Genomic DNA, 12657 nt, shown 5'->3' with positions numbered 1-12657 from the left:
GGGGCGGGCCGCGGGCGTCAGAGCGGCCCCTCCGGCGGGAGCCAGGCGTAGCGGTGCTCCGGGCGGCCGGTCTCGCCGTAGCGCAGGGCCAGGGAGACGCGGCCGGAGCGTTCGAGGAGCTTCAGATAACGCTGGGCGGTCTGGCGGCTGATGCCCGCGCGGTCGGCGATCTGCTGGGTGGACAGGGGGCCTTCGGCGGAGCGCAGTACCCGGCGGATCAGCTCCGCCGTGGTGGGGGAGTGGCCCTTCGGGAGCTCGTTCACGGAAGCCGCGCCGGCGAGGGCACCGAAGATCCTGTCCACTTCGGCCTGTTCGGCCTCACCTCCCGTGTCCAGGGCGCGGCGCAGCGAACCGTACGCCTCCAGCCGGGCGCGCAGCCCGGCGAAGGTGAACGGTTTGACCAGGTACTGCAGGGCTCCGAGGCGCATGGCGGCTTGCACGGTGGCGAGATCGCGGGCAGCGGTGACCATGATCACATCGGTTCGGTCGCCGCGCTGGCGGAGGCGGCGGACGAGGTCCAGGCCGTTCTCGTCGGGGAGGTAGTGGTCCAGGAGGACCAGGTCCACCGGGTGGGCGGAGAGGAAGTCCAGTGCCGCGGCGGCCGAGTGGGCCTGCGCGATCACGTGGAAACCGGGAACCTTCGCCACGTACGCCGCGTTGATCCGGGCAACACGCATGTCGTCGTCGACGACCAATACGTGGATCGGGGTCTCGTTCATCGCAGGGCCTCCGGAAGTACGACGGAGAATTCCGCCCCTCCGTCCGCTGCTTCACCGGCCCGGGCGCTGCCACCCTGCCGCTCCGCGAGGCGGCGCACGAGGGCGAGGCCCAGCCCGCGCTCGCGGTGGGCCCGGGGCTGCTTGGTCGACCAGCCCTCCGTGAAGATCTCCTCGCGTCGCGCGGCGGGCACCCCGGGGCCGCTGTCGCGCACCCGCAGCACGGCGGTACGGCCCTCCGCCCGCAGCTCCACCTCGACCAGGGGTGTCGCTCCGCCGGCGGCGGCGTCCAGGGCGTTGTCCACCAGGTTGCCGACGATCGTGACGAGCCCGCCCGGGTCGACCAGGCGGTCGGGAAGGAGGGTGGCGGCGGCCAGCCGCAACGGGATGCCGCGCTCGGCGGCGACGGTGGCCTTGCCCACGAGGAGGGCGGCCAGCAGCGGGTCGTGGACCTTCTCGGTGACCTGTTCGGCGGTCGTGCGGTGCACGCCGACGACTTCCGTCACGAACTCCACCGCCTCCTCGTGCAGGCCCAGTTCCAGCAGGCCGAGGAGCGTGTGGAGGCGGTTGGCGTGTTCGTGGTCCTGGGCGCGCAGGGCGTCGATGAGACCGCGGGTGGAGTCGAGCTCGCGGCTCAGGTGTTCCAGTTCGGTGCGGTCGCGGAGGGTGGCGACGGCGCCTCCGTCCGCGGTGGGCATGCGGTTGGCGACCAGGACCCTGGGGCCCTGGACGGTGAGCAGGTCCCGGCCCGTCACCCGGCCGGACAGTACGTCGGAGGTGCGGCCGGCGCCGAGGATCGCGTCCAGCGGTCGACCGGCGCAGGTGCCGGTGGAGTCCGGGGTGAGGCCCAGTAGGCGGGCGGCCTCGTCGTTGACCAGCCGGACCCGGCCGTCCGGTGCGAGGGCGATCACGCCTTCGCGGATGGAGTGCAGCATGGCCTCGCGCTCCGCCAGCAGGCCGGCGATGTCGGAGAAGGCCAGGTCGCGGGTCTGACGTTGGATTCTGCGGGAGAGGAGGTAGGCGGCCAGGGCGCCCGCGGCCAGGGCGCCGCCGGCGTAGGCGAGCAGGCCCGGTATGGCTCCGAGCAGTCGGGCGCGGACGCTGTCGTAGGCGATGCCGACCGAGACCGCCCCGACGATCTCGCCTTCGGCGGCGACGAGCGGGACCTTGCCGCGTGCGGAGCGCCCCAGGGTGCCGTCGTCGATCTCCATGACCTCCCGGCCGGCCAGGGCGTCGCTCGGGTCGGTGGAGACGGGCAGTCCGATCCGGTCGGGGCTCGGGTGCGAGCGGCGGATGCCGTTCAGGTCGAGGACGACGACGTACTCGGCGCCCGTCGCCCGGCGGATCCGCTCGGCCGAGGCCTGCACCGGGCTGTCCGCCGATGCTCCGGACCCCAGGAGGCCCGCGGCGATCGCGGGATCGGCTGCGGCGGCCTGCGCGATGGCCAGGGCACGGCGCATGGCCTGGTCGTCGAGCTGGGCGCTGAGCGGCGCGAGGAACAGCCCCGTGGCCAGCCCGACGACCCCGGCCGCGATGGCCAGCTGGGTCAACAGGATCTGCGAGACCGCCCGTCTGGGCAGCCCGAGGCGCCGAGCGCTCGTGAGGGGGAACCGCATGGGCAGCAACGGTAGGTCGGCCCCGGCACAAGCGGAACAGGTGCGCCCCGCTTGTCGGGTACCCCACTTCCGCCGTCGCGGGAACGTGTTCTACGCGTCACTGCGGGTGAAGGCCTCGCCGCGCGGCCGTGCGGTGCCGGGCGGCGCTCAGGACCGCTGCGGATGGGACGGCTTCCGCAGCTCTCGCCACGGCCCGGGCGATGACCCGGTGGGCGGTGGCGAGTCGCGGCGCCCGGTCACCACCGGTCGAGGCCGCCGCGGAGCGGCGGGACGGCCCGCTGCGCCGCCCGGACAGGAGCTATGGCATCGGCTGGGGCGGGCGCGGGCCGTGGTACTGGCCGCTCGGCCGCATCCGCAGCGGTCGCTCCTGGTACTCCTCCAGCGCGTGGGCGATCCAGCCGGCCGTGCGGGCCACCGCGAAGACCGTCTCCCCGGCCTCGGCGGCCATGCCGCAGGAGACCGTCAGGACCGCCAGCGCCAGGTCGACGTTGGCATGCAGACCGCCCTGGCGGGCGGTCACCGCGGCAACCTCGCGGGCCGCCGCCAGAGCGGGGGTGGCTTGCTCCAGCCCTTCCAGCCGCGCGAACAGTGCCCCCGCCCGTGGATCCTCGCCCTGGTAGAGGCGATGGCCCAGGCCGGGAACCGGGCGTCCCGCGCGCAGGTACTCGGCGACCACCGGCGCGGCGCCGCCCTGCTCCAGGACCTCCACCAGCATCCGGTGCGCGAGCCGGCCGGCCGCGCCGTGCAGCGGTCCTTCCAGCGCGCCGAGCCCCGCCGACACAGCCGCGTACGGATGCGCGCGCGCCGACGCGGCCACCCGTACGGCCAGCGTGGACGCTGCCAGGTCGTGGTCGACCAGCAGGGCCAGGGCCAGGTCCAGTACGCCCAGCGCGTCGGGGTCCGGCTCCCGCGGCGTCAGTCGGGACCACAGCTGCCGGACGATCCGGCCGTCTCCGGCCCACCCGGTGCCTGCCGCGGGCAGTGCGCCGACCAGTGTCGGGATCAGGCAGCGCGCGGAGCCGAGCACTGTCTCCTCGGACAGGTCGAAGCGCAGCGGGTCCGCCACCGCGGCGGCGGCGGCCGCCACCCGCAGCCGGTCGATCGGGCCGCTGTGCCCCGGCATCGCGTCCACCGCCTGCCGGGCCGCCTCCAGCATCTCCGCGGGAGCGGTGAACCGGGCGCCGCGGGTGAGGGCCCCCGTCCAGAGCCACTCGGCGACCTCCTCGTAGCGGTACCGCGAGGCCAGGGTCACGGCGTCGACGCCCCGGAAGTAGAACCGGTCGGGCTCGATGAGGGTGAGCGCCGTGCGGACGGGGAGTTCACCGGCCGGCGCAGCCGCCGCTTCGCGCCGGCTGCGCCGGGCCAGCGCCTCCACCTCGGCGGCGTCGAAGGTGCTGCCCCGCCCTGCGGGATCGCGGCGGCTGGCGAGCTGGCCCCGGCTGACATAGGCGTAGACCGTCGCCGGCTTCACCCCGAGTACTCGCGCCGCCTCCTGCGTGCTGAGCCTGCGTCCGCCGTCCGTCTGGTCACTCATGGCGAACACCCTACAGAGGGAGCGATGTATTGATTCAATCAATATTGACAGCGATTCAATCCATCATGGATGGTCGGTGCATGAACACCATCGACAGCACCACCGAAGCACCGCGGGGCCTCGCGGGAGTCGTGGTCACCGACACCGCGCTGGGCGACGTCCGGGGCCGCGAGGGCTTCTACCACTACCGCCAGTACTCGGCCGTGGAGCTCGCCGCCGACCGCAGCTTCGAGGACGTGTGGCATCTGATGTTCCGCGGCACGCTCCCGGCGGACCGCGCCGAGCGGGCCGCCTTCACCGCCGAGACCGCCGCGCTGCGCCGACTCCCCGAGGAGGTGCGGGCGGTCCTTCCGGACCTGGCGCGCGCCACCCGGCTCTCCGGCCCCCTCGCCGGGCTGCGCACCGCGCTCTCGCTGCTCGGCGCTTCCGCCGGCTTCCGGCCGGTGTACGACCTCACCCCCGAGCGCCGGGCCGCGGACGCGCTGGCGGCCTGCGCCGCGGTGCCGACCCTGCTGACCGCGCTGCACCGGCTGGGTCAGGGCCTGGAACCGGTCGAGCCGCGCGAAGACCTTCCGTACGCGGCCAACTACCTCTACATGCTGACCGGCGAGGAGCCCGATCCCGCCCGGGCCCGGGCGGTCGAGCGGTACCTGATATCCACCGTCGACCACGGCTTCAACGCCTCGACGTTCACCGCCCGGGTGATCGCCTCCACCGGCGCCGACGTCGCCGCCTGCCTGACCGGGGCCATCGGCGCGCTCTCCGGGCCGCTGCACGGCGGCGCGCCCAGCCGGGCCCTGGATACCCTCGACGCGATCGGCACCGTGGACCGGATCGGGCCGTGGATCCGCGAACGCGTCCTCGCCGGCGACCGGATCATGGGCTTCGGCCACCCCGTCTACCGCACCGAGGATCCCCGCTCACGCATGCTGCGCGAGATCGCCCTCGGCTTCGGCGGCCCCCTCGCGGACTTCGCGGTGGAGGTCGAACGGCAGGTCGAGGGGATCCTCGCCGAACTCAAGCCCGGCCGGGAACTGCACACCAACGTGGAGTTCTACGCAGGTGTGGTCATGGAGCTGTGCGGGCTGCCGCGCGAGATGTTCACCCCGACCTTCTGCGCGGCCCGGGTCGTCGGGTGGAGCGCGAACATCCTGGAACAGTCCAACGACTCCAAAATCATCCGACCGGCCGCCCGGTACTGCGGACCCACCCCGCCGCAGCCGGTGCCGCCGTTGCACTGATCGGGCCTGGCTACGATCGACCGGGTGAACAGCAGGCAGCCCATCCCCGTCGTCGTCCTCGCCGGATTCCTCGGATCCGGGAAGACCACCGTCCTGAACCACCTCCTCGCCAGCCGAGGGGGCACCCGCATCGGGGTCGTCGTCAACGATTTCGGTTCGATCGAGATCGACGCGATGTCGGTGGCAGGGCAGGTCGGAGACTCGATGGTCTCCCTCGGCGGCGGCTGCCTGTGCTGCGCCGTCGACGGCAGCGAGCTGGACGCGTACCTGGAGAAGCTCTCCGCGCCCGCCCACAGGATCGACGTGATCGTCATCGAGGCGAGCGGCCTGGCCGAGCCCCAGGAGATGATCCGCATGCTGGTGGCCAACGAGAACCCGGCCGTCCGGTACGGCGGCATGGTGGAGGTCGTGGACGCGGCGGAGTTCGACGCGACCCGGGCCCGGCACCCGGAGACCGACCGCCACCTCGCCGTCGCGGACCTGGTGGTCCTCAACAAGACCGACCGGGTCGACGCGGGCGAGCGGGCCAGGATCGAGAACGAACTCGCCGCGCTGTGCACGCCGGGCACTCCGGTCGTGGGCGCCGACCACGGCCGTATCGACCCGGAGCTGCTCTTCGACCGCCGGCCCTGGACCGAGACCCGGGGACAGCTGTCCTTCGAGGACCTGCTCGCGGAGGCCGGGGGCCACGACCGCTGCACCCACGCGCACGCCGCCTACGAGAGCACGGAGTTCAGCTCGGAGCAGGCCCTTTCCCCGCGCCGATTCATGGACTTCCTCGACCGGCGACCGGCCGGGCTCTACCGGATCAAGGGCTTCGTCCGCTTCGGGGTCCCCGGATACGAGGAGCGCTACGAGATCCAGGCGGTCGGCCGGTTCCTCCGCTTTGCGCCGCAGCCCTGGGGGCGGGGCGAACCACGCCTGACGCAGCTGGTCCTGATCGGCTCGGGCACCGACGGCGAGGGACTGCTGAGGGAGTTGGAGGCCTGTCGTGAAGAGGCCCCGCAGGACGCCAGCCCCGAGAGCATGTGGGGCGTGCTGCGCTACGTGGACCGGCCCGCGGAGGCCTGGGGCGACGCCCGCGAGCCGGACACGTCCGAGGCGCCCCGGACGGATTGATCACGGGGTGCCGAGCAGCCGCCTACCTGCCGTCCGAGAAGGTGTGGACGCCCCACCAGCCGGAGGCGTCGTGGTACAGGCCCACGCCGACCTCGGTGAACTCCGCACTGATCTGGGCCTTGTAGTGGCCGGGGCTGTGGCGCCACATCGACTGGAACTTCTCGGCGGCTTCCTGTGCGGTCATCGAGGCATCGCTCCACCACACGATGTTCTCTCCCGTCCAGGTACGCGAGCCGGTGTTCAGGTGGGCGCGCTCCTGGTCGGAGGAGTGGCCGAATCCGTTCTTCTTCATGTGCTCGGCCCATCCGCGGGCGAAGTCGCTGAGGTCCTGCCTGAGCACGAGGGGAGGCCTGCCGACGGTGGCCCGTTCGGTGTTCAGCAGCTGCAGGGACAGCGTCTGGGCCGTCTGCACGCCCTGCGTGGAGACGCGCGCACCGGGCACCTTCGGGTCCGGCCCCACCGGACCGCGGCCCGAAAGGCCGCGGTCCGGCTGCGGGGGCCGGTCGGCCTTCACGGACGGTTCGGCCGAGGGCCCGGCCGAAGCCGCGGCACGCGAGGCGGAGGCCGTTGCACTCGGGCTCGGCGTCGCCTCGGGCCCGGGGGTCCCCTCCGGTGTACCAGGCCCGGCGGCTGGTGATGCCGGGGCGGCCGGCGGGCCGCCCACGGAGCCCGGGCCGTCCACGGTGTCCCCGCCCCCGGCATCGGGGGACGAGGACGAAGCGGTCGCCGAGGTGCGCGCGGGAGCGTCGCCGGATACGACGGTGTACGCGCTTCCGGCTCCGGTGAGCAGGACCACGGTGGCGACCGCTGTCGGCACGGACACCTTCCTTCGGGTCCGGAGGCGGCGCCGGGCTCCCCGGCCCGCATGACGCGGCCCGGACGGCCGACCCCTCCCCGCCCCGTCCACGTCCTGCCCGAACTCGTCGTCGCGCAACTGCATCGCCTCTCCTCCGAGGTGTGACGGCCCACTCGCCCTGACACGAGAGGAGACCTGGGGGACGGGCGGCGATAACACTTTCTCCCCGTGATGCGCGTGATGCGCGTGATGCGCCTGATGCGCGTGGTCCGGGTGATCGGGTGGGTCCGGGTGGTCCGCGTGATCCGGATCGTCCGTGTGATCGGCCCGATCCGTGCTGACCGGGCGGCGGCCGGAACGTCGGGGCCGTCTGCGTATGCCGCCCAGCCGGTGAGGCAGGCCTGACACAGGCAGCGGTCCGGGTTCGGACTCCTCACAGCCGTCTCGGCGCCGCACCGGCGCACGTGCCGCTTTCCTTTTCAGCTTCGCGGAGGCGTCCACCGCGCAGCCCGCCGTGGCGAAGCCGTGCGCGTACCGGTGCTCGCCCAGCCGTTAGGACGAGCGGAGCGTGGCCGAGCCGCGGCCGGCAGCCGTTCAGGTGGCGCACCGCGGTGTCGATGACGATCCACCGGCCGGTGTGGCGTTCCCCCGCCACCGTGACCCATTCGCCCCCGGCCCCCGCACTACGTCCCGGCGGGCAGTTCCCGGCCGCCGGCTCCGCACCGACGCCGCGCCATGAGGCAGGACGTTTCGCGGCCACCGGCCGGAACGGCTCCGGCGACCGGTCGCCGGATTCTTCTGCCTGCTCCACCCCTTATGCGACCTCGACACCGTACTCGCGCAGAAGGTCTTCCAGACCGCCGCGGTAGCCCTTGCCGCCGATCACGAAGTCCCAGTCGCCGTTCGGCCTGCGCCGGAACGAGCCGAGCACCAGCGCGGTTTCGCCCGCCCGGCCGTCGGAGACCTCCAGCTGGCCGGTCTCCGCGCCCGCCGCGTCCAGGAGCCGGATCCGGGCGTCGGTGAAACCGGCGAGGTCGGCATGCGGATCGGCTTCGGGGTCCACGGCGGCCACGAGAACCAGTCGGTCGGCCTCGCTCGGCAGGGAGTCGAAGGAGACCTCCAGCGCCGCCTTGTCCGGCGCCGCGTGCGGCCGGGCCCGTACCGAACCGTTGGGGGTGCGCGGGTTGTTGAAGAACACGAAGTGGTCCTCGCCGAGCACCCGGTTGCCCGCGCAGACGAGGGCGCACACGTCCAGCGCGACCCGGCCCGACCAGGTCATGCCGAGCACGTTGTGGTCGTCCGGAGGGGCGGGTTCCGCGGCGCGCTGCGCCGGGACCGGCGCCGCCGGGCCGCCGCCGAGGCGCCCGCGCAGCCCGTACTGGTGCAGGAGCTCCACCAGCTTCTCCCCGGGAACCAGCTCCAGCGGCTTGCCGCCCGAGAAGGTGTAGGACGTCGGCCCGAAGGACGAGGTGGTGACCAGCACCCCCTTGTTCGCGCCCTTGTCCTGGACCGTGCCGTACAGGTCCCGTACCGCGGTGGGCGGCACGGTGTTGCGGTAGCGCTTGACCTGGACCACGATCCGCCCGCCCGTGATCGGAGAAGGGTCGTTCGCCTCGATGTCGACGCCGCCGTCGCCGGACCGCTGTGTGGTCACCGCCTCCATGCCCATCGCCCGGAAGAGCTCTGCCACCAGGTTCTCGAAGGCGATCGGGTCCATCGCGAAGAGGTCCGGCTCGTCCTCGCTGTCGCTCCCGTCCCCGCCGTGGCTGACGACTCCGCCGCCGACCTCGTCGGGCCTGCGCCCCGCGCGTACCGCCGTCAACTGGTCGGGCCGCGCCGACAGCTGGCCGCGCAACCCCTCCACCAGGCAGTCCACCGCGCTGACCTGCTCCAGCCGAAGACCCGCGAAGGCGGAGCGGGCCGCCGACACCGAAGCCAGCACGATCCGCGCCTCCTGCCCCGTCACCGGATCGTGGTCGTCCACGAAGCCGTTGACCACGACGGACTCGAGCGCGCCGAACTCGTCCGCCGCGTACAGCTCGCGCGCCACCAGCAGCAGGCACTGTGCCAGCAGGTCCCGGTACAGCGCGCGCCGCTGCGTGGCGGGGCGAGCCGTCTCCTTGTCCTGGTCCGTACTCGGCATGTACCGGACCGACTTGGCCTCGGGGACCACCTGGAACCCCGGCAGCTGCCAGTCCAGCACCAGCTCGCGCCCGCCCGGATCGTAGGCGGCGGCCAACTGCCTGGGCAGTGCCTCGGGCCAGGCGGTGGAGGCGTAGAGGGCGGCCGAGAAGTACTCCACGGCGGCATCGGCGTCACCCGCGCGCAGCGCCCTGGCCAGCTCGGCGAGACCGTTGTTGTGCTCCCGGATCGCGGCGAGCTGCTGCGCCGCCCACTGGTCGTACTGCTGTCGGTACGCCGCCAGTTGCTGCTGCCGCTGCGTCTCCGCGGCATGCGCCGCCTGCCAGGCCTGGGTGTAGCGGGCGTGCGCCTCGCGTTCCGCCTGCGCCCGGCGGTTCGACCCCAGGGTCCAGCCGCTGCTCTGCTGCTGGAACTGCTCGAGGCGCGGCATCGGCAGCGGATGGGCGAGATTGCCCGGGGCGAAGGGCTCCAGCTGCTCCGGCCTGACCAGTGCGGCCGTACGGAACGCCGGTGCCCGGCAGCCCGCGGCCAGCAGCCCCTGCAGCGCGGCCACCTCCGCCTCGATGCGCTCGGTACGCCGCCGTGCCTCCGCCTCGCGGTGCTGCCGGTAGGCGGCCTGCTGCTCGCGCTGCCCCCGGGCCGCCTCGCGTTCGTACGCCCGTCGGCGGCGTTCCGCCTCGCGGTGCTGGATCAGCTGTGTCTGCTGCATCCTGCGCTGGGCCTCGGCCCAGTCCCCGATCAATCCGCCCGACCGACGACTCATCAGCTCTGTGTTCTCCCGCCCCACCCGACAGTGCCAAGAGGGAAAACACTAGTCGCCATTCGGGTGGTACGTCCCCCGGACGTACCACCCGAATGGTCCGCAACCCCTACAGCGCGGGTCCCGCCAGCGTCGCCACGACCGCCGGCAGGGCCGCACCCGAGCCGTCCCGGCGCGGGTCCGGGGCGGGAAGGGCGGCCGGAGCGCCGTTCGCCGCCGCCGCGCGGGCGGGGGCGCCACCGGCCCAGGCCAGCACCAGCAGGTCCTCGCCCTTCAGGAAACGCTGGCAGCGCACACCGCCGGTGGCCCGGCCCTTGCGCGGGTACTGGTCGAAGGGGGTCAGCTTCCCGGACAGCATCGAGTCGTCCAAGGTCCCGTGCGCGCCGGCCACCGTGAACACCACGGCGTCCCGGCCCGGGTCGACGGCCGAGAAGTGGATCACCTTGGCGTTCTCGGAGAGCTTGATGCCCGCCATGCCGCCCGCCGGACGGCCCTGCGGGCGCACCTGGGACGCCGGGTAGCGCAGCAGCTGGGCGTCGTCGGTGATGAAGACCAGGTCCTCCTCGCCCGTGCGCAGCTCTACCGCGCCGACGATCCGGTCGCCGTCCTTGAGGGTGATGACCTCCAGCTCGTCCTTGTTCGCCGGGTAGTCCGGCACGACGCGCTTGACCACGCCCTGCTCGGTGCCGAGCGCGAGCCCCTGAGAGGACTCGTCCAGCGAGGTCAGGCAGACCACCTTCTCGTCCGCCTCCAGTCCGGAGAGGAACTCCGAGACCGGCGCGCCGCCCGCGAGGTTCGGCGCGGCGTGCGTGTCCGGCAGCTGCGGCAGATCGATCACCGAGAGCCGCAGCAGCCGGCCCGCGGAGGTGACCACACCGACGTCGGCCCGCGCGGTCGCCGCGACCTGCGAGACGATCAGGTCGTGCTTGGCCCGGGCGGCGCCCTCCTCCTGCGGCAGCGGCTCGCCGTTCGCCGTACGGGCCAGCAGGCCCGTCGAGGACAGCAGCACCCGGCACGGGTCGTCCGCGACCTCCAGCGGGACGGCGGCCACCGCGGTGCCCGCCGACTCCAGCAGGACCGTCCGGCGCTCGGTGCCGAACTTCTTCGCGACGGCGGCCAGTTCCGCGGAGACCAGCTTGCGCAGCTCGTTGTCGGACTCCAGGATCCCGGTCAGCTCGTCGATCTCGCCCGTCAGCCGGTCGCGCTCGGACTCCAGCTCCAGGCGGTCGAACTTGGTGAGCCGGCGCAGCGGGGTGTCCAGGATGTACTGGGTCTGGGTCTCACTGAGCGAGAACCGCTCCATGAGCCGGGCCTTGGCCTGGGCGGAGTTCTCGCTGTCCCGGATGAGCCGGATGACCTCGTCGATGTCGATGAGGGCCACGAGCAGGCCCTCGACGAGGTGCAGCCGGTCCCGGCGCTTGGTGCGGCGGTACTCGCTGCGCCGCCGGACGACCTCGAAGCGGTGGTCGAGGTAGACCTCCAGCAGCTCCTTGAGCCCGAGGGTGAGCGGCTGCCCGTCCACCAGCGCCACGTTGTTGATGCCGAAGGACTCCTCCATCGGCGTCAGCTTGTAGAGCTGCTCCAGCACGGCCTCCGGGTGGAAGCCGTTCTTGATCTCGATGACCAGGCGCAGGCCGTGGGCGCGGTCGGTGAGGTCCTTGACGTCGGCGATGCCCTGGAGCTTCTTCGAGCCGACCAGATCCTTGATCTTCGCGATGACCTTCTCGGGGCCGACCGTGAAGGGCAGTTCGGTGACGACCAGGCCCTTGCGGCGCGCCGTCACGTTCTCCACGGCCACCGTGGCGCGGATCTTGAAGGAGCCGCGGCCGTTCTCGTAGGCGTCCTTGATGCCCGAGAGGCCGACGATCCGGCCGCCGGTGGGCAGGTCGGGACCCGGTACGAAGCGCATCAGCGCCTCCAGGTCCGCGTGCGGGTGGCGGATGAGGTGCCGGGCCGCCGCGATGACCTCGCCGAGGTTGTGCGGGGGCATGTTGGTCGCCATGCCGACCGCGATCCCGGACGCGCCGTTGACCAGCAGGTTCGGGTAGGCGGCGGGCAGCGCGACGGGCTCCCGCTCCTGGCCGTCGTAGTTGGCGGTGAAGTCGACGGTGTCCTCGTCGATCGACTCCGTCATCAGTGACGTGGCGTCGGCCATCCGGCACTCGGTGTAGCGCATCGCGGCCGGCGGGTCGTCGTTGCCGAGCGAACCGAAGTTGCCGTGGCCGTCGACCAGCGGCAGCCGCATCGAGAAGGGCTGGGCCATGCGCACGAGCGCGTCGTAGATCGAGGCGTCGCCGTGGGGGTGGAGCTTGCCCATCACCTCGCCGACGACGCGGGCGCACTTGACGTACCCGCGGTCGGGACGCAGGCCCATCTCGTTCATCTGGTACACGATGCGGCGGTGCACCGGCTTCATGCCGTCCCGCGCGTCGGGCAGGGCACGGGAGTAGATCACCGAGTACGCGTACTCGAGGAAGGAGCCCTGCATTTCGTCGACGACGTCGATGTCGAGGATCTTCTCCTCGAAATCCTCCGGCGGCGGGGTCTTCGTGCTGCGGCGGGCCATCGCTGCGCGGCTCCTTAACCAAGAATGGGATGTGCTGGGTGTCTGGCTGGTCTGGCGGGGTCGGGCTGGGTGCTGCCGGAGTCCGGCGGGGGTACGACGCCGACCATTGTGGCCCTAGGGACCGACAACGCCGACTCCGACCCAGGTCTGGCCCGGGAACTTATCCG

General features: G+C 72.8%; 9 protein-coding genes. 3 read left to right on the top strand and 6 right to left on the bottom strand.

The genetic code is table 11. The features are described 5' to 3' along the window. Window positions 1–17 precede the first annotated feature (17 nt). The 3 genes from ACZ6JS_RS28570 to ACZ6JS_RS28560 all read right to left on the bottom strand — a co-directional run bounded on the left by ACZ6JS_RS28570 (window position 18) and on the right by ACZ6JS_RS28560 (window position 3866). Window positions 18–719: a DUF7342 family protein gene (locus tag ACZ6JS_RS28570; RefSeq protein ID WP_469302126.1), complete on the bottom strand. Its 702-nt coding sequence runs from the start codon at window positions 717–719 to the stop codon at window positions 18–20. After that, window positions 716–2332 carry a sensor histidine kinase gene (locus ACZ6JS_RS28565; protein ID WP_469302124.1) on the bottom strand — a complete coding sequence of 539 codons (1617 nt, stop codon included), beginning with the start codon at window positions 2330–2332 and terminating at the stop codon, window positions 716–718. Before ACZ6JS_RS28565 ends, ACZ6JS_RS28570 begins: the two co-directional genes overlap by 4 nt. A gap of 298 nt (window positions 2333–2630) precedes the next feature. After that, window positions 2631–3866, bottom strand: coding sequence for a citrate synthase (locus tag ACZ6JS_RS28560; RefSeq protein ID WP_469302123.1), 1236 nt, complete (start codon window positions 3864–3866; stop codon window positions 2631–2633). Between the two features lie 80 nt (window positions 3867–3946). On the opposite strand from ACZ6JS_RS28560, the gene ACZ6JS_RS28555 reads away from it, so the two are divergent. Together ACZ6JS_RS28555 and ACZ6JS_RS28550 are read left to right on the top strand one after the other, a co-directional pair. Beyond that, the gene (locus ACZ6JS_RS28555; protein WP_469302122.1) at window positions 3947–5107 is read left to right on the top strand and encodes a citrate synthase/methylcitrate synthase; all 1161 of its coding nucleotides are present in this window, start codon (window positions 3947–3949) and stop codon (window positions 5105–5107) included. A 24-nt stretch (window positions 5108–5131) separates the two neighbouring features. After that, window positions 5132–6226, top strand: coding sequence for a CobW family GTP-binding protein (locus ACZ6JS_RS28550; protein ID WP_469302120.1), 1095 nt, complete (start codon window positions 5132–5134; stop codon window positions 6224–6226). A 22-nt stretch (window positions 6227–6248) separates the two neighbouring features. Here the strand turns inward: ACZ6JS_RS28550 and ACZ6JS_RS28545 are convergent, their stop codons facing one another. Beyond that, the gene (locus ACZ6JS_RS28545; RefSeq protein WP_469302118.1) at window positions 6249–7043 is read right to left on the bottom strand and encodes a CAP domain-containing protein; all 795 of its coding nucleotides are present in this window, start codon (window positions 7041–7043) and stop codon (window positions 6249–6251) included. A gap of 207 nt (window positions 7044–7250) precedes the next feature. Between ACZ6JS_RS28545 and ACZ6JS_RS28540 the strand changes: the two genes are divergently transcribed. Further along, window positions 7251–7427, top strand: coding sequence for a hypothetical protein (locus tag ACZ6JS_RS28540; RefSeq protein ID WP_469302116.1), 177 nt, complete (start codon window positions 7251–7253; stop codon window positions 7425–7427). 409 nt (window positions 7428–7836) lie between these two features. Here the strand turns inward: ACZ6JS_RS28540 and ACZ6JS_RS28535 are convergent, their stop codons facing one another. Both ACZ6JS_RS28535 and ACZ6JS_RS28530 read right to left on the bottom strand, forming a co-directional pair. After that, a complete protein-coding gene (locus tag ACZ6JS_RS28535) occupies window positions 7837–9927 on the bottom strand; it encodes a restriction endonuclease (protein ID WP_469302114.1) in 2091 nt (696 codons plus the stop codon). Between the two features lie 106 nt (window positions 9928–10033). Next, a complete protein-coding gene (locus ACZ6JS_RS28530) occupies window positions 10034–12490 on the bottom strand; it encodes a DNA gyrase/topoisomerase IV subunit A (RefSeq protein WP_469302112.1) in 2457 nt (818 codons plus the stop codon). Between the last annotated feature and the right edge of the window lie 167 nt (window positions 12491–12657).

It is taken from the genome of Streptomyces sp. NPDC046349, assembly GCF_055587885.1.
The sequence above is the reverse complement of the archived record's forward strand: the minus strand, read 5'-3'. Positions and strand labels throughout refer to the sequence as shown.

Bases quoted from the DNA above. Each gene is read 5' to 3' on its own strand.
- ACZ6JS_RS28570 (WP_469302126.1), bottom strand. From the start codon at position 719: ATGAACGAGACCCCGATCCACGTATTGGTCGTCGACGACGACATGCGT.
- ACZ6JS_RS28565 (WP_469302124.1), bottom strand. From the start codon at position 2,332: ATGCGGTTCCCCCTCACGAGCGCTCGGCGCCTCGGGCTGCCCAGACGG.
- ACZ6JS_RS28560 (WP_469302123.1), bottom strand. From the start codon at position 3,866: ATGAGTGACCAGACGGACGGCGGACGCAGGCTCAGCACGCAGGAGGCG.
- ACZ6JS_RS28555 (WP_469302122.1), top strand. From the start codon at position 3,947: ATGAACACCATCGACAGCACCACCGAAGCACCGCGGGGCCTCGCGGGA.
- ACZ6JS_RS28535 (WP_469302114.1), bottom strand. From the start codon at position 9,927: ATGAGTCGTCGGTCGGGCGGATTGATCGGGGACTGGGCCGAGGCCCAG.
- ACZ6JS_RS28530 (WP_469302112.1), bottom strand. From the start codon at position 12,490: ATGGCCCGCCGCAGCACGAAGACCCCGCCGCCGGAGGATTTCGAGGAG.